Origin of the sequence: Gilliamella sp. CG13, from assembly GCF_046635805.1 — a bacterium.
In the GTDB taxonomy this organism is placed as follows: Bacteria; Pseudomonadota; Gammaproteobacteria; order Enterobacterales; family Orbaceae; genus Gilliamella; species Gilliamella apicola_I.
This window is the reverse complement of record NZ_JBIDFM010000001.1, coordinates 862,147-881,234: the sequence shown is the minus strand read 5'-3', so window position 1 is coordinate 881,234 and position 19,088 is coordinate 862,147. Positions and strand designations below refer to the sequence as shown.

Below are 19,088 nucleotides of genomic sequence, written 5' to 3'. Positions count from 1 at the left end.
AATGACCGCACCAACTTATACACGAAGGTACTCAATGATGTGGACTCAAGTTCGGGTCGCGGTATTACAACGGTATTTGGTGGTCGAACCAAGGCGACGAGTCAAATGGAGTTATATTCTGAGCGACAATTTAAAACCAACCGCATAGACCACACGACATCGGATGTTTATGGGGTAAGTTATAAACCGACGGAAGCCCAATTTATAGAGGGGTCTTACTCGATAGGCCGTGTGAGCAATCGTCACCGCAATCACACCAGTTTAACCGGAAATGATGAAACTCGTCGGGATATTTATGCCGCTGGTTATGGTTATAAAAATGATTTATTTCAAATACGCAATCGTCTGGAATATCGGATAGATGAAGGTAGTGAACGCATAAGACAATGGGTGACCACTAACCGGGCAAAAACGGTGGTTAATGAAAACTTAAGTTGGCTTGGACAATTTGATTTTGCCAAAACGTTTGGTAATCAAGATGATTCAAGTGATGTAGTAAGTAATTACACGGAGTCAATGATCGGTTTTGCCTACCGACCCCAAGTAATCAATAATCTGAACCTTTTTGGCAAAATGACCTATGTGTATGGATTAGACCCGGATGACCAGTTGATAGTGAACTCAACATCATCAGGTGGTAAACGTTATACGTCGAGCTTGTATGACCAAAAGAGCTGGGTATGGTCATTAGAAGGTGTTTACGAATGGAATGCGAACTGGGAAACGGCGTTTAAGGCGGCACAAAGACAGGGTCATTTACGTTATAAAGGTGAAAGCGATTGGTATTCATCAGGCGCTGATTTATATGCACTAAGGATTAATTATAAGACGGGTGACTGGGAATATCAGGTTGAGGGGCGAACGCTACGTACAGATCTGGCAGATGACCATAAAGACGGTTTAGTGACCAGTGTCTACCGTAATGTTGGCGACAACATCAAGATGGGTGTGGGTTACAACTTCACGGATTATAACGACAACTTAACACGCTTGAACTACCGTTCACATGGTTGGTTTGTCAATGTAGTGGGGAGTTTCTAATGAACAGTTGGCAAAAAGTTAACAGTGGTCAAATACGTTTACCCGTGCAAATAAAATCAGACCTAAAAGCTGAAAATCGAAAAGAAGAGAATTTACGCATATCAGGAGAGAAGATAATGCGAATTAAGTGTAATGCAACAGCGAAAATGAATGCTAAAAAAAGATCTTGGGTTGATGTTTTTAGTTATAAAGCGATATTACAATGTCTAAAATGGATGTTGCTATCCACCTTTATGTCGTTAACAGTTGTATCGGTAGCTAATGCAATTCCAATAGCGGGAAGGGTATTTTTAGACTACGATGATACCGCAAAGAATGTAACCTTTCCGTTACAAGGCTTATCCGTGACATTAAAAGATGATCAAGGTATTTTAATATCAAATGAACAAACAAATGATAATGGCCAGTATAACTTTGAAGTTAACACTTTAGGAAATTATATCGTTGAAATAGCAACCAATAATGGGGAAAGCGTTTCTAAAAATGTAACTGTTAGAGGAGCAACAGGTGAATTAGGTCAAAACCTCTTTTTAAAAGGAAAAGGGGGAACTATTCATCTAAAAGTTAAAAATGGTACAGATGCAGGTATTAACAACATTCCTGTAAAAATGAGAACTCAATCAACGGTTGGGATGGTAACCAATACGGATAATAATATCGTATTAAAAACAGATAGTAATGGCGAAATAGAGATAAAAAATACATTATTACAGGTTAAATATGAGGCTTTTTTTGATAAAGACGTTGATCTCTTTTTAAAAACTCGAAATTATAAATTATGGGATGTCATACTACCAGATAATAGTCATCAATATGCTGAACTTATTTCTTTTAAGATGGAAGGTTCAGATCAAAGTGGGCAATTTAATCTTAAACATCGTAATACCAATTCTGTTGATGGTGTTGTTGTGGTTGATAGAAATAACAACAATACCTATGAAGCAGATATTGATACTGGTCTACAAAATATGAGGGTTGAGTTGTATTATTCCGGTACAACAACCAAAGTAATGGGAACCGATACCGTTATTACAGGTGGTGATGGTAAATACAGCTTTAGTGATCTCGCTGTTGCAACTTATGATATTCAGGTAACAAATGTCACTTCTCCACCTTTTACTACTGATAGTAAAAACAGGGCAAAAGCACAATTAACAATACCTGACTCAACTGGGGTGCCTAGTGGTCCTAATTTCTTGTTTCAATTAGATCCTAACGATACATCTTTATCTAGTATATCTGGAAATGTGTTTGTACTAGGACCTCAGCAATATATTATAGCAGGCCCAGATTCAGGTAAAACGGGCAATAATATTCCGCTTGCGGCTCAAGGTAGTACAGGACTTAATACCACTGTCGAACTTTACCAACATAATGGAACCGATTGGGAGAAAATTGCTTATCAATTTACCGGTAATTTGGGCGCCTATCAATTTGTCGGATTAGTAAAAGACAAAGATTATAAAGTTGTTGTCACAGAGTCAAATATAAATTTAAATAATACTGTTTTTGTCAATGACACAGACGGTAAGTCAACCAGTACCTCCTCTAAATCAAGAAGTACGCATAAAGGAAAAGTCACATTAAGTAATGGTACACAAGCTAACATTGCTGCTAAAGAGATTATCGTACCCAAACTTAACGAGAGAAAAACCAACCAAAACTTTTGGTATTCACCAATACGTAAAGATTTAGGTAATTTATTAGTCGTCAATTATTTGAAAACAGCCAATGGAAATTGGAGCTGGAGTTCAACAATTAATGGGCTTGAAGCAATTACCGCCAGTACTTATACTAAAATAGCCTTTTTTGAAGAAGATGGTGTGACTCAAGCAACCGATTTACAAGGTAATAAATTAGAAGTCAGCTATCAAAAACCGGGTTTTTATGGCGTAAGAGGGTCACAAAATTATCCTATCGATCATGCTGGTTTATTTTATTATTCTGTTGTTGAATATGATACGGATAATTTGGATTATCCCGAATCATATAATGGCGAATATTCGATTAATGTCACTCCAAATAGAACTTGGGAGGATACCCTCTACTTTACACCAAAAAGACCCAATACGATTTCTGGATATGTGTATTTAAATAATAGCCATCGAGGGGCTTTAGGCACTTATAATCCAAATCAAGATACACCAATTAAACAAAATCGGGTTACTTTGGAGCGTAAAGTATTTGGAAAATGGACAGTTATCACTGAATTTGCAACAGATAACAAGGGTTATTACAATTTCACCAATTTGCCTAATGGAGAGTATCGTGTTACGGCTAAACAGGAGTATGGTGGCGACAGTAATATCAAGGCTGGCGATGTTGATTTCGAAAATAATGATCAGAATAGCGGTTCAAGTATCGATCCTAATGATAATAAAAAAACGATATCAAGCATTGTTGTTAATGCGAGTGGTGGTAACAAATATAACAGGGATACTAACATCTGGTATAAATTGAAAATTAATGAAGATGTTCTTCGTGGTTCAGTACTGTTAGATACATGGTTAGGTGATGGTGAGATACAAACCGGGCAAATGTACAATGCTAATGACTTACCATTAAAGAATGCTATTGTTTTACTTTGTGAAGATGACGGTACCAATGATTGTACTGAAAATGGAAGTAATTTTATTGGGAAAAAACTAACCAATGCCAAGGGTGAATATAGTTTTCAAGGGCAACAAGATGGTATTAATCGAGATGTGACTTATATCGTTAAAGCTATCTATTCAGGTACAACGGCTGTCACAAATACCGCTAAAGAGTTAGCTCCAAGTTATAAAGTACAATTTAAACAACTAGATGTCCCGATGACGAAAAACTTTCTAATGCAAGGAAAAGGACAATTTTCGGGGGCACCGGTTAATGATCTCAATGGCGATATGGACTATGCAGGTGAACAAACACTTGAGAAAGGCGATGGATATTTTGATCTCTATTTCTGGAATGGAAGTAATTATGAAAAATGGAGTGTTATTGGTGATTACTATCGAACGATCAATCTTAAATCATTACCAGAAGGCAAATACCGTATTGTTCATCAAGCAGATAAAACTAAATATTTAGATATTGCCGATAAGGATCCTTCTTCACCTCCTGGTACAGTAAATTTTGAAGTATTAGCTGATGGCACATTAGCAAATATGGATAATAATAATCAATGGTTTATGCAAGCAACGATAGCGCCTTCAGGGCTCACTGAAGCCTTGTCAGGTAATATTTATTTAGACATCACCGGATCAACTGAAAAAAATGAGCAATCGGTTTTATTAACATCAGATGAATTACAACGGTATAACCTTTCAGATTTATCTGTAGAAGGGGTCTTTACACCAAGAATTTATCCTAATTACTATGATAGAACGAAAAGTATCGATTCTATCCTTGCAGATCCTGATTTTGTTGATAACAAAGTAAAACAAAATGGGCGATTTGTTTATAATAAACAAAACTCAACTCGGTATAATAATTTATATCTGACAAGTATGTTATTGCGATTAAATGGATTGGATCATAGTGCTTTCAAATTAGTTGGTAATAGCAGCGCATCTAAAACAGAAAAAACTTATCTTCCAAATGAAATAAAAACAAATTTGGAATATATGCAGGTTTATTTATTACCAAGAGGTGTACCGAATCAATATTGGTTAATTAGAGCCAATAATAATACTGAAATTAGCGGTCAGCTTTATTACGATTATGATGATAATGGTAGTTTTGATGCGTCTAAGGGTGACGTGCCAATCACTGGTGTACGTGTCGAAATTTATCGTAAAGGCAGTAATAAATTATATTCTTATACCAAAACGGACAATAATGGTAAATATCGTTTCAGTCATCTTTTAAATGATAATTACACGATAAAAGTAACGGATACAGGCTTAGATAAACGTTATGAATTGAAAAGTCCTTCTGATACCGTGAACGATGTTCAAATCACTGCATCGACGCCAATTTTATCAGGTGGTGGTTTAGACTTCATTTATAAAAAAGAGGGGGATGCATCGATATCGGGTTATGTCATGATCGATATCAATAATAATGGCCAACCCGATATCAGTTTCAATAGAACGGGTGATGTTCCTGTTTCAAATGTAACTATTAATTTATATAAAGGAAGTGACGCAACAGGTACGCCATTTAGTACGCTTAAAACCAATGAAATTGGCTATTATAGTTTTAGTTTAAGTAAAGATGATTCGAAAGCTAGCCTTTATACCGTTGAAATTGAACCGCCGAGCGGTTATGGCGTGATAGCGAATGCAGATAACAATACGAACAAAACTTTAAATCCGATATCTTTTAATACTAAAGGTGGTAGTCAGAAAGGTAAATACTTCTTATTAGCAGGGAAAACAAATGCTAATCCATCGGCAGGTATAACCAGCACTACCGCAACAAATAGTGGTATTTCGGGCAAAACATTAATTGGTGATCCTGCTGCTGCAACCGGTGAGCCATTAGGTGGGGTATTACTCAGTTTATACGATGCTACGACGAATAAAGAAATGGTTCGCCAGTATAGTGATGCCAATGGAGAATATCATTTTTATAATTTGCCAGATGGTAACTATAAAGTCAGTGTTATTTTAGCCCCACAAAACTATGTTATTGTTGGAAATAGCGAAAACTCAGTGCAACCGATTGATACCATATCAAATATCATTATCAATAATCGAGGTATTGACGGTAAAATATTCTATTATAATCAGGCTAGCTATGATGGTATTCAAGGTAATGTGTATATCGATTTTAACGATTCTAACCAAGATTTGAATCATACAAATCAATTTGCGCATCCACTTGATGGCTCGGTACAGGCAACTGTTGAATTATATTCAGGATTAAATGCCAGTGGACAGCCATTGATGACTCAAAAAACCAACAATGGTCATTATCATTTTGCTAATCTATTATACGGAACGGGTGTTAATTACTCTGTTAAAATCATAATGAATTCGATTAGTGACTATGATTTCAAACAAAGTAAATCAGGAAATCAAGCACAACATATCGTTATTCCTGTCAGTGGATTACCTTTAGAAGGATCACTTGATAATCATTATCTTGTTTTAGGTAAGCAAAAAATTGGTGGTGATGTCTGGATTGATTTTAATAACAATAAAATCAAAACGGTTGATGAGCTTACTAATGGTGTGAAGGTGAATCTAAATTACAAGGTTCCAGGCTCAAATCAATATAAAACGCTTAAAACAATTGAGACGGATAATATTTCTTTAAATGGTAATCCATCGAAAAATGGCCAATATCTTTTCGAAAAACTACCTATAAATTATTATTATCAAGTAGAAGTCATTACACCAGATGGCGCTAAACTTATTCCTGCATCAGAGATAGCAAATAATAAAAATATCATTGATTTTATGCCGCTAACTAATGATGATTTCAGTAGTAGTACTGGATTTAATTATGACGGTATTATCGCAGGACAAGTAACGATTGATGTGGATAATAGTCAAAGTAAAACAGATGTTGATACCAGCTTTGCTGGGGTCAAACTTAATTTGACAAAAGTGCCAAGCCCAAATTCTAATACGACTAATAATCAAGCAACATTTTCGGTAATAACTGATAGTTCAGGAAATTTTAAATTCGAAAATATGTCACCAGGTCAATGGGTTCTTTCTGCTGATAACTCACAAACAGTGGCAGATTGGAATAATTATGCTTTAAATTATACTTCAATGAATAACAGAACGATTGTTGGGCAGAATAATAGTTTGTCATTAGATATTAACTTAACTGTCAATCAACCTTCAATTGACAATATCAATATCGGTTATCGTGGTAGCAGTAAAATCACAGGTTATGTGGTTATTGACCGAGATAATGATGATCAATATAGTCGAAACGATATGGCATTTGGTCAGTTATCTACACCAATAACCCCAGTAATAACCTTAAATTCAGCAAACAATAAATCGGGCTTCACACCTAAAGATATATCGGTTGACCCATCTACTGGTGCTTTTGAAATAGACGGATTAAGTCAACATAATTATGAAATTACAAGCGCAGTAAATCATAATGATTATAAACTTGTCTTTAGTCCCGGAAATCCAGCAACGCCATCGGCGATAGCAACGTTTGATATTAATGGTCCGAATGACAGTCGGTATGAACTTAATCCAGAAAAACGTGCTTTCGGTTATCAAATTAAACGCAACTTATCAGGAACAGTTTATTTGGACGCAAGCGGAAATGGTTCTTATCAAACATTCCATACAAAATTAGAGGGTGCTGTTGTAAAAATTGAAGGTGAATGGAATAACAAAAAAGTGACAGAAAGCCAAACAGTTGGTAGCGATGGTCAGTTTTCGTTTACTAACATTACTGAAGGCAAATGGACAGTTTCGGTTTCACATCCAACACGTTCAAGTTTAGTTTATAGCTATTTTGTTGAAAAATCAGTAACTCCAAGTGGGAGCAACACTAATAGTGTTAGTTATCAGGTTGATTCAAATACCGGTCGAGATATCAAACTTGATCTAGGTATGAAAGGTCAAAGCATAATTACAGGTATGGTTGTTCTGGACAACGATGTCGATGAACAATTGTCACAAGGTGATACTGGTATTGCTAATTTAACCATAAACCTAATTGATCCAACTAATGATACTGTTATCTATAAACAAACGAACACTGGCAGTAATGGCTATTTTGAATTTAATGGTTTATCGAGTGGTAATTATCGAATTCGAGTGACGGATCCTACAAACGCTTTAAGTGGTTATGTCATTAGCTTTAGTCCGACAGGTAAGGCCTCGACGAATAACGCATTCGATATTGCCCCTGTAGTTGTTTCAGCGGACAACGACCAAAAAGTCAGTAATGATTTTGGTTATAAAGGTAATATAGGTATTAGTGGTCATATCTATCAAGATATTATGGGTAATGCGATTCATAATGCTAATTATCCTACGTTATCAGGGGTAGAGGTGAGTGCTATCAATCAAAGTAATAACGCAAAAGTTTCAAGCGTATCACTTGCCGATGGTAGTTATGCAATAAACAATCTGACATCGGGTGTATGGATTGTTAAAATTACGGGTTATCCTCAAGATTGGAATTATAGTTACGTCAATTACGCTGTAAATTATTTATCCATTGATCAGGTCAATCCTGGCGAGTTGAAACTAACCATTTCTGCCACAGATACCGCAGGTAAAACTATCGACTATGGCTTGAAGGGGAGTGCTAAAATTGCCGGGCGAGTGGTTGTCGATATGGATATCAATGATAATGCTAGTTTGAATTACCATGCGGCAGCTATTGATAGACCTTTAAATGGTATTCCTGTTACCCTCAAAAGTAATGGCTTAAGTGGTGCGCCTGAAATCAGAATGACAACGGATAGCAATGGTCATTACCAGTTTGATAATTTAACGGCATATAATCAATATGAAGTGAGTGTTGATGATAGCACCTTATTGCAGTCTGGATATCAAATCAGTTTCAGTCCAGCCATGGTTAATGGTGGAAATGCAAGTAATCATGATATGTTAGTGGTAGCGGGTGTTAATCAACAAGTTGACAACATTGATTATGGTTATAAGAGTCAAAAAGCGTTAAAAGGCAAAATTTATAAAGATTACTCAGGAAAAGGTATACATCAGACATATCATACTACTTTAGCGGGTGTTACCGTTGAAGCAAGGGATGCGAATAATCCTAATATTCTTCTAACCGCTGTGAGTGATGCTAACGGTCAATATGAAATCAATAATATTGCAGAGGGTGAATGGATTATTACTGTTCAACCAGTAGCAGGTTCAGGCTATAGTTATAGCTATGTGGTTAAACCACAAGGTATGCCTGCTACTGATGTTCCAAATGGAACAAAACTAGATATGAATGCGGCATCTTCTCCATTAGTCACCAATGTTGATTTCGGTCTAAAAGGTCAAGCAAGCATTAGTGGTCAAGTTGTGATTGATATCGATACCAATGATGGTAACACAATAACAGCTCAAGATATTGGTATTGATTCACTATTCCCGCATTATGCCGTTGAATTATTTGTCGAAAATGATTTGGTTGATAGTGTTGAGGCAATAAGTACAGGCACAAATATTAATGATCTTGGTCAATATAAGTTTGAAAACCTAGTTTCAGGTGTTAACTACAAAGTTAAAGTCTCTATTCAAAATTCTAACTATATAAGTAGTTTCTTACTAACAGATAGTAATATTGCTGCAACAACGAATAAGACTGATAACGAAATGGAGGAAATTTACCAGTTTGCGAGTGCAACCGATCATGCTCAAGGAGTGATTTTTGCTTGGAGTGGGATAAGTGGTATTAAAGGTAAAGTGTTCTTAGATAACAATGATGATGGAGAGTACAATCCTTCAATTGATAGTTCAGTTAATGCGCCGGTCACATTACTATTCGAGAATGTAAACAATCCTGCTATCCACTTTACACACACATTAGCAGCAAGTGATGTTGATTATGAAATTAATAACATTATTCCGGGTAAATGGAAAATTGAAGTTACCGGTATACCGACGACTTTAAGAGCAAGCTTTGATCCGGATGATGCGCATCACGATCGTAATGGCACCGTAAATACCCCAAAAACAGAAAACGTGGCAACATTAGATATTTCAGGTAGTTTAATCGATCAAAACTTTGGTTATATCAATGGAGGATTCATTGAAGGAAGAATTCTTGATGATAATCAGGGCGGAGGGTTAAAAGGTGCTGCTAATTATAATGGCTTAAAAGGTGTGAATGTTTACTTATTAGATAGTGATAAACAACACATCTTAGATAAAAGTGGTCAACCGGTTAAGTCAATAAGTGGTGAAAATGGTAAATTTAGTTTCCGTAACCTCATTATTGATACCAATAATAATGGTGCAGCACGATACTTTGTTAGAGTCCTGTATGGCGAGTATAACGATGGTAGTGTCAATGTTGGTCGTGGTAATCCTTTATTTGATTTGATACCGTCATTTGATCAATACGCAGACAATAACGGTAAAGTAATTGAACATGACTTAATTAATTTAGCTAATCCACCGGCTTCGGTAACATTCAATGGTGTGGGTGGTGCTCACACTGTGCCTGTCATGTTAAAAGATATGTCAACAACTTTGACACGGTTAGCGAATGAAATGCTATTGGGGTATCGTAATTCGGATGAGGATGTCACGATAATTAAAATGGCACAGAAAGATAATGTCGTTGTAGGTGATATCGTGCCTTACTCAATTAGAATTATCAATAATAGTCCGCGTGCTTCTGCTATCAAGATACAAGATATCTTACCGGCAGGCTTTAAGTTTGTTAAAGGTTCAACGCGTCTTGATGGTAAAAAAGTTGCTGATCCTAGTGGCGGAAGAACGGTCACCTCTCAGGTCATCAAATTGAAATCTAACGATGAAATAACGCTTACTTATATGCTGGTGGTCGGTTCGGGGGTGACTCAAGGTGAATATACCAATACAGCGAAAGCGATAAACTCATTAACCGGACGAGTAGTCTCCAATATATCTCATGCAACCGTAACGGTTACGGCTGATCCATTATTTGATGATGCGCTTATTTTCGGAAAAGTGTATGTCGATAAAAATGGTAACGGTATTCAAGATGAAGGTGAAGAAGGATTAGGGGGGATCAAATTGGTTACGGCTCGGGGTGAAATCATTACAACCGATGCAATTGGTCGTTATCACCTAGTCGGTGTATCGGGTGGTCGTTGGGAAAGAGGAGCCAATTTTGTGATTAAATTGGATACCAGAACATTACCAAAAGGCTATGAAGTGATTGGGCGTAATCCTAAAGTGATTCGAGTATCACCGGGGTTACCTAGCAAAGTTGACTTCTTAGTTTCAGAGGTAAGTAATCCATAACAATTGGATTACGGGCAAAATTTGGATAAGGATATCCAAATTGTAACGTGAAGTTACATTTACATATTTATTTAAGACTTGTTCTATTTTATTTTCCTCCTTTTTCGATATATCAGAAAAAGGATGGAAAATTTTTTTATTTTATCGGAATTTCTTCAGTCAACAGCAATGCAAAAAAATCGTTTATAATTGCTATGAAATAGTTAACTGTCTGTTTTAAAAGCTTATTAAAACTGTTAAACACTTTTTAAATCAAAACAGAATGTTATTATTTATGTTAATAAATGTAAAAAAATAAAATAAAAATAATGAGTTATAATTTTTTAAATTTTTTTAACTAAAAAATTGATGATTTGACATAAATTAAGAGTATACTATCCGCCTCATAAAACCCTAGTTTTTTTGAGGATGTTAACATTGAGTAATGATAAGCTTGTGGATTCTCTTTCCCCCGCACAAATGACCCAAATCGCTGAAGAGGTCGGTAATTATAAAGTAAATAAGCACCCAAGTAGTACGATTTTATCTGCCATTATTGCAGGTGTATTTATCTCAATTGCTTTTGTATTTTATATTACTGTGACAACAGGTACATCTACCGTTGCGTTTGGACTTGCTAAGTTAGTCGGTGGTATTTGTTTCTCATTAGGACTTATGCTCGTTGTTTGCTGTGGAGCAGATCTTTTTACTTCAACAGTTTTAACAATTTTGCCGAAAATGACGCATAAAGTCAGTTGGTTTAGAATGATTCGCAATTGGATTTTAGTCTATATTGGTAATTTTATTGGTGCTATACTGTTTGTTGGCGTGATATGGTTCTCAGGTCAATATATGGTAGCCAATGGTATGTGGGGACTAAATGTTCTGCAAACTGCAGATCATAAATTGCATCATACTTTTATTGAAGCTGTTTTTCTTGGTTTATTAGCCAATCTAATGGTGTGCTTGGCGGCTTGGATGAGTTACGCTGGTCGTAGTTTATTAGATAAAATGCTAATCATGATTTTACCGGTAGCAATGTTTGTGGCAAGTGGTTTTGAGCATAGCATTGCTAATATGTTCATGATCCCAATGGGAATTGTGATCAACAATTTTGCTTCTCCAGAATTTTGGCATGCAATAGGTGTATCACCGGATGCATTCAAAGAATTAACCGTTGAGCATTTTGTGTTAAAGAATTTGATTCCTGTAACAATCGGGAATATTTTAGGTGGTTTAGCCGTTGCGCTGCCTTATTGGGCATTATATTTACGTAAGCCACATTGATTTTTATGATATTTACCCTTATATACAAAAGAGTAGATAGAAATTTTAGTAAACCTGAGGTGAAAAACTATGAGTAATTTAAACGAAGTACAAGCGGTCGCTTGGAAAGGATTTAAAGATGGTGATTGGCAAAATAATGTCAATGTCCGCGACTTCATTCAAAAAAACTACACACCATATGAGGGTGATGAGTCTTTTTTAGCTGGCGCAACTGATGCGACAACTAAATTATGGGATAAAGTTATGGAAGGCATCAAAATTGAAAATGCTACCCATGCCCCTGTAGATTTTGATACAAGTGTTATTTCGACAATTACTGCTCATGATGCAGGTTACATTGAAAAAGATTTAGAAAAAATTGTTGGCCTACAAACTGAGAAACCATTAAAACGTGCGATTATCCCGTTTGGTGGTATCAAAATGATCGAGAACTCTTGTAAAGCATACAACAGAACACTTGATCCTTTAGTCAAAAAAATCTTTACTGATTATCGTAAAACCCATAACCAAGGTGTTTTCGATATCTATACACCAGATATTCTTCGTTGTCGTAAATCAGGTGTTATCACTGGTCTTCCTGATGCGTATGGACGTGGTCGTATCATTGGGGATTACCGTCGTGTAGCACTTTACGGTATCGACTATTTGATGCAAGACAAATTTGCACAATTCAATTCATTACAAGCGGATTTTGAAAATGGTGTTGATTTAGCCATGACAATGCAACGTCGTGAAGAAATCGCTGAACAACATCGTGCGCTTGGTCAAATTAAAGAAATGGCTGCTAAATATGGTTACGACATTTCTGGACCAGCGAAAACGGCACAAGAAGCTGTTCAATGGACTTACTTCGGTTATTTAGCTGCGGTTAAATCTCAAAACGGTGCCGCTATGTCTTTAGGCCGTACTTCAACATTCTTTGATATTTATTTCCAACGTGATCTTGAAGCTGGATTAATTACTGAAAAAGACGCTCAAGAAATTGTTGACCACTTCGTAATGAAATTACGTATGGTTCGTTTCTTACGTACTCCAGAATATGATGAATTATTCTCTGGTGACCCTATTTGGGCAACAGAATCTATCGCTGGTATGGGTGTTGATGGTCGTACATTAGTTACTAAGACTTCTTTCCGTTTCTTAAACACTTTATATACCATGGGTCCATCACCAGAACCAAATATGACTATTCTTTGGTCTGAACAATTACCAAGTGGATTCAAAGAGTTCGCATCAAAAGTATCGATTGATACGTCATCTTTACAATATGAAAATGATGATTTAATGCGTCCAGACTTTAACAACGACGATTATGCAATCGCATGTTGTGTAAGCCCAATGATTGTTGGTAAACAAATGCAATTCTTTGGTGCGCGTGCAAACCTTGCTAAAACTCTTCTATACGCAATCAATGGTGGTGTGGATGAGAAATTAAAAATGCAAGTTGGCCCGAAAGAAGATCCAATCACTGATGAATATCTTGATTTCGACAAAGTCTTTGCTCGTTTAGATCACTTTATGGATTGGTTAGCAAAACAATATGTGACAGCACTAAACGCAATTCACTATATGCACGATAAATACAGCTATGAAGCATCATTAATGGCTCTTCACGATCGTGATATTATTCGTACTATGGCATGTGGTATTGCTGGTCTTTCTGTTGCTGCTGACTCATTATCTGCAATTAAATATGCAAAAGTAAAAACCATTCGTGATGAAGACGGTCTTGCGGTAGATTTTGAAATCGAAGGTGAATATCCACAATTCGGTAACAATGATCCACGTGTAGATGATATCGCTGTAGATTTAGTTGAACGTTTCATGAAGAAAATTCAAAAACTTAAAACTTATCGTAATGCAATTCCTACACAATCTGTATTAACCATTACTTCAAACGTTGTATATGGTAAGAAAACAGGTAATACGCCAGACGGTCGTCGTGCCGGTGCGCCATTTGGACCAGGTGCTAACCCAATGCACGGACGTGACCAAAAAGGTGCGGTTGCTTCATTAACATCTGTTGCTAAATTGCCATTTGCTTACGCTAAAGACGGTATTTCTTATACTTTCTCTATCGTACCAAATGCATTAGGTAAAGATGATAATGCACGTAAACGTAACTTAGCTGGTTTAATGGATGGTTACTTCCACCACGAAGCATCAGTTGAAGGTGGTCAGCACTTAAATGTTAACGTATTGAATCGTGAAACATTATTAGATGCGATGGAACATCCTGAAAAATATCCACAATTAACCATTCGTGTTTCTGGATATGCAGTGCGTTTCAACTCATTAACTAAAGAACAACAAAAAGACGTCATTACACGTACTTTTACACAATCTATGTAATTTAGTTGATTTTAAATTACGACAAAATAGCGTCCAAAAAGGGCGCTATTTTTTTATAATATTGACTAAATTCATATTCATTATTCGTAAAAGAGTAGTTGTGTTGATATCATTCATTTTTAACCTATATAATTACCTAAATTAAAAAGCGTTTCTGATTAGTGTAATTGGTGAAAGCTAAACCGTATCTGAGTTAAAATAACGTATAAGCAATGTGAGCAACGATTAGAGAAAATTTATGGAACAAAATAACAATATCATTATGACAACAAAACAACCGATTAAAGGTCGTATTCATTCTTTCGAATCTTTTGGTACTGTTGATGGGCCAGGAATTCGCTTCATTGTTTTTTTTCAAGGTTGCTTAATGCGCTGTTTATACTGTCATAATCGTGATACTTGGGATTTGAAAGCAGGACGAGAGGTCACGGTTGATGAACTAATGAAAGAAATTGTTTCTTACAAAAGTTTTATCATGCCTAATGGGGGCGGCGTCACCGCATCGGGTGGTGAAGCAACGTTGCAATCTGAATTTATTACAGAATGGTTTAAGGCTTGTCATGAAGAGGGTATAAGCACCTGTCTGGATACCAACGGTTATGCCAGACAACTTGATCAGACTGTTGATGCGTTAATGGAAGTAACGGATTTAGTGATGCTTGATTTAAAACAGATGAATGATGAAATACATCAAAAACTGGTCGGTGTTTCGAATAAACGGGTACTTGAGTTTGCTAAATATCTTCAAAAAATTAATAAAAAAACATGGATCCGCTATGTCGTTGTGCCAGGCTGGACGGATGATGATAATTCTGCGCATCTACTAGGTCAATTTATTCAAGGAATGGACAATATTGAGCGTGTTGAATTATTGCCTTACCATAAAATGGGGGCTTATAAGTGGGATACGATAGGGGATAAATATCAATTGGAAGGCGTTGAGGCACCTCCAAGAGAAACCTTAGACAGAATCCAAGCGATTATTGAAAGTTATGGTCAGCCGGTCACGTTTAGTAAATAAATTTCACTATATCAAATAAAAGCACATTAAAATGTGCTTTTTTGTTATTTACCGAATTCTTTTACGTTTTATCGCTCGTAAAACAAATATACTCCCTTCTAATGCTAATACGCAGACAGACAACCAAATAAGCCCATATGAGATGATATGCTCTGACGATACAGATTCATGCAAAAATATTACCGATACCATAGAAAGCAGAACAGGTTCTACATATCCAAGTAATCCGAATAATCCCATCGGTAGTAATCGTCTTGCAACAAAATACATTGCAAAAGCAATAGCGGTAATGATTCCTAGCATAGGGATAAAAATAGGAAAATGGGTAATGTCATGAATAATCTCATCCCAACTGTAGTTAAGAATAAAATAAAACAAACACCCAATAAAAATAAAAAAGAAGTCTGAAAACGTGCCTGCAATGCCCTCTATTTGTAATTTTCGGCGTGTCATAAAATAAACGGGGTATCCTAGGGCAATGACGGCTGTTTCCCACGAAAATGCGCCTGTATTGACAATTTCAATAGCGACCCCTAATGCCGCAAGCCCCACTGCTATTTTTTGTAAAAAACTGAGCTTTTCTTGATAAAACAGCTGTCCTGAAATAACCATGGTTAATGGTAATAAGAAATAGCCTAACGAAGCTGACAAGCCATGTCCATTGATAGGAGCCCAGATAAAGATCATCATCTGGATTGTCAAAAGTAGTGAAGAACACAATAACCCAATTAAGAGAAGGGGATGTGTTTTTATACGGACAAAAAGTAGATAAATGGCAGACCACTGTTTTTCGATTAAAATTAAAATCACAATCGCAGGAAAAGAAGTCAACAATCGCCAGCAAAAGATATCAGTAACTGACAAGGGATGCAATAACACGGGATAATAATAAAGTAAGCCAAAAAGGCATGATGCGAGTATTGACAGGACAACACCTTTTATCATGATTTCACCTTAATTAATAAAAAAATAGCGCTAATGAATAGCGCTATTATAGGGTTAATAAACGTTTTTTAGCCTATTACTTCGACACCATTCATGTATGGGACTAAAACGGATGGAACTTTAATGCTTCCATCAGCTTGCTGATAGTTTTCCATAATGGCAACCAATGTACGCCCTACCGCTAATCCAGAACCATTTAAAGTATGGACTAAATAAGTTTTATTGTCTGCCTTGCTACGATAACGAGCTTGCATACGACGTGCTTGGAAATCCCACATATTAGAGCAAGAAGAGATTTCTCGATAAGTGTTTTGAGCAGGAACCCAAACTTCAAGATCATAGGTCTTACAAGAACCAAAGCCCATATCACCGGTACATAGCACAATTTTTCGATAAGGCAGTTCTAATAGCTGCAACACTTTTTCAGCATGAGCAGTAAGCTCTTCTAACGCTTGCATGGATTCTTCTGGTTTCACTATTTGCACTAACTCAACTTTATCAAATTGGTGCATACGAATTAAACCACGTGTGTCTTTACCATAAGATCCTGCTTCAGAACGGAAACAAGGTGTATGAGCGGTCATTTTTAATGGAAGCTCACTTTCATCTAAAATTTCATCACGCACTAAGTTTGTTACTGGAACTTCAGCGGTTGGGATTAATGCATAATTACTGCTTTCTGCTTCTTCATCGAGCGGTTTTGTGTGAAATAGGTCACCTGCAAATTTTGGTAATTGACCTGTTCCAAATAAAGTGGCCTTATTAACTAAATAAGGTACGTAAATTTCAGCATAGCCATGCTGCTCGGTATGAAGGTCTAACATGAATTGAGCGATAGCACGGTGTAAACGCGCAATTTGAGATTTCATCACCACAAATCGAGCCCCAGTGAGTTTTACACCCGCAACAAAGTCAAGCCCACCAAAACGTTCACCTAAAGCAACATGATCTTGTACTGGAAAATCAAATGTTCTTGGCGTACCAAAACGCGATATTTCAACATTATCATTTTCGTCTTTACCGTCAGGTACAGAATCATCCGGTATATTTGGAATATTTGAAGCAATATCTTTAATTTGATTCAGTAAGATTTCGAGCTCAGCTTTAGCGCTGTTGAGTCTTTCACCAAGCTTATTGACTTCTTCACGTACGGACGTGATATCTTCACCACGAGCTTTAGCTTCACCAATAGCTTTAGAACGTGCATTACGCTCTGCCTGTAAGCTTTCGGTTTCAACTTGTAGCACTTTACGTTTTTCTTCTAGTTGACGAATACTATCAACATCTAATTTAAATCCACGGCGCGCTAATTTAGTAGCGACAAGATCCAATTCATTTCGGAGTAAATTCGGGTCCAACATAAAAAAAGTCCATTATGATTAATTAAAGATATCTATCTACTTTAATGGTTATTTTAATATAGCGACGACCATATTTAAAATAAAAAAGCAGACTGATTATAAATATTTAAAGTTTGAGCTTAGTATACTCGATTTATATCGGGATTCAACCAGAGTGGTATACCCGAAGAAATCTAACTGATATTCGTCAATCAATGTAGTTCAATTGGATAAAAGCAATTATTTTATCATTTATTTTTCTTGCTTATACTGCTGAATATTTTATCTCGACTATTATTCATAAAAGAAAAACAAATACAAGTTATTAACAATCATTTTTTGGTAAATTTTATCATACCGATGTTTCATATTGGTTTTAAATCTATTTTCCTATTTTTATACAGTATTAAATCATTATCTAAATCATTTAGTTATTGTTATATGTCAATTGTTACTGATATCGATCTTATTCGCATCTATCACGAAAATAATTTGAATAGCGGTGATTTATGATTGATAAAGTGAAATATATCTTATATTGATCTGCTAAAACGATAATCTTATACTTAACTGCTATTTATTTTATTTTTCAAAAGTATCAAGGGGCAAAAGATAAATGGATCAACAACAATATAAAGCAACAAGTGGTTTAGCTATAGCGGGGATGAGTTGCGGAATTTCATCACTGGTTTCTATTTTGGTCATCAATATTTTAAGTATTGTCGTCGCTATTGTCGCTATAGTATTGAGTGCTGTTGCTATGAGTGATATAAAAAATAATAATAAAAGAGGTTTTGGTTTTGCAACAACAGGGATAATTTGTGGAATCATAACGCTTTTATTATGGTGTTCATTTTTCATTTTAGTATTAACTTAGAATGTGCACTTTGACTTCTAATCTTGCTTAAAACACTTTTTAGGGCTTTGGTAGGAATAGATGACATTAGATGCCTGAGAAACATAAAAAGCGTTGTAGAGCGTTTTATATAAGCATTTTTAGGGTATTGGTAAACATGCTAAAGTGTAGAGTAGAGCAGATGATTAATATATGCGTATAGAATAATTTTTTAGATGGTTTTACACATTATAACCTTTGATTGATTAGCATAAATCGAAGAATCTTTTGGGATGCTTAAATGGCGCACCCGAAGGGATTCGAACCCCTGACCGCTCGGTTCGAAGCCGAGTGCTCTATCCAGCTGAGCTACGGATGCTTGTAAGTTCGTAAAAATGGTGCAT

The 19,088-nt window shown here is 36.1% G+C and carries 7 protein-coding genes, 1 tRNA gene and 1 pseudogene; 6 read left to right on the top strand and 3 right to left on the bottom strand.

Annotated elements, in window-relative coordinates; all coding sequences use genetic code 11:
• The 5 genes and pseudogenes from ACGH6R_RS03930 to pflA all read left to right on the top strand — a co-directional run.
• Positions 1-1,041: pseudogene (locus ACGH6R_RS03930) on the top strand (hypothetical protein); the annotation flags it as partial.
• Positions 1,041-10,925 (top strand): SdrD B-like domain-containing protein, encoded by a 9,885-nt coding sequence (locus tag ACGH6R_RS03925; protein ID WP_411598951.1) that lies wholly within the window; start codon positions 1,041-1,043, stop codon positions 10,923-10,925. The pseudogene ACGH6R_RS03930 and the gene ACGH6R_RS03925, both read left to right, overlap by 1 nt.
• Positions 10,926-11,342: 417 nt before the next feature.
• Positions 11,343-12,191 (top strand): formate transporter FocA, encoded by an 849-nt coding sequence (gene focA, locus ACGH6R_RS03920; RefSeq protein WP_257006728.1) that lies wholly within the window; start codon positions 11,343-11,345, stop codon positions 12,189-12,191.
• Between the two features lie 69 nt (positions 12,192-12,260).
• On the top strand, positions 12,261-14,543 hold the full coding sequence (gene pflB, locus ACGH6R_RS03915; protein ID WP_220215723.1) for a formate C-acetyltransferase: 2,283 nt from the start codon (positions 12,261-12,263) through the stop codon (positions 14,541-14,543).
• 238 nt (positions 14,544-14,781) lie between these two features.
• Positions 14,782-15,564 carry a pyruvate formate lyase 1-activating protein gene (pflA, locus tag ACGH6R_RS03910; RefSeq protein ID WP_218837373.1) on the top strand — a complete coding sequence of 261 codons (783 nt, stop codon included), beginning with the start codon at positions 14,782-14,784 and terminating at the stop codon, positions 15,562-15,564.
• Between the two features lie 48 nt (positions 15,565-15,612).
• Here the strand turns inward: pflA and rarD are convergent, their stop codons facing one another.
• Together rarD and serS are read right to left on the bottom strand one after the other, a co-directional pair.
• Entirely contained in the window at positions 15,613-16,509 is an 897-nt protein-coding gene (gene rarD / locus ACGH6R_RS03905) for an EamA family transporter RarD (protein WP_411598950.1), read from the bottom strand.
• Between the two features lie 68 nt (positions 16,510-16,577).
• The gene (gene serS, locus ACGH6R_RS03900) at positions 16,578-17,870 is read right to left on the bottom strand and encodes a serine--tRNA ligase (RefSeq protein ID WP_411598949.1); all 1,293 of its coding nucleotides are present in this window, start codon (positions 17,868-17,870) and stop codon (positions 16,578-16,580) included.
• 595 nt (positions 17,871-18,465) lie between these two features.
• On the opposite strand from serS, the gene ACGH6R_RS03895 reads away from it, so the two are divergent.
• On the top strand, positions 18,466-18,726 hold the full coding sequence (locus tag ACGH6R_RS03895) for a DUF4190 domain-containing protein (RefSeq protein WP_065559043.1): 261 nt from the start codon (positions 18,466-18,468) through the stop codon (positions 18,724-18,726).
• A gap of 260 nt (positions 18,727-18,986) precedes the next feature.
• Here ACGH6R_RS03895 and ACGH6R_RS03890 read toward each other — a convergent pair.
• Positions 18,987-19,063 (bottom strand) — tRNA-Arg (locus ACGH6R_RS03890).
• Positions 19,064-19,088: the final 25 nt, after the last annotated feature.

What these genes read in the sequence shown, in the direction of transcription:
- ACGH6R_RS03925 (WP_411598951.1), top strand. Translation starts at nt 1,041, where the DNA reads ATGAACAGTTGGCAAAAAGTTAACAGTGGTCAAATACGTTTACCCGTG.
- pflB (WP_220215723.1), top strand. Translation starts at nt 12,261, where the DNA reads ATGAGTAATTTAAACGAAGTACAAGCGGTCGCTTGGAAAGGATTTAAA.
- pflA (WP_218837373.1), top strand. Translation starts at nt 14,782, where the DNA reads ATGGAACAAAATAACAATATCATTATGACAACAAAACAACCGATTAAA.
- rarD (WP_411598950.1), bottom strand. Translation starts at nt 16,509, where the DNA reads ATGATAAAAGGTGTTGTCCTGTCAATACTCGCATCATGCCTTTTTGGC.
- serS (WP_411598949.1), bottom strand. Translation starts at nt 17,870, where the DNA reads ATGTTGGACCCGAATTTACTCCGAAATGAATTGGATCTTGTCGCTACT.
- ACGH6R_RS03895 (WP_065559043.1), top strand. Translation starts at nt 18,466, where the DNA reads ATGGATCAACAACAATATAAAGCAACAAGTGGTTTAGCTATAGCGGGG.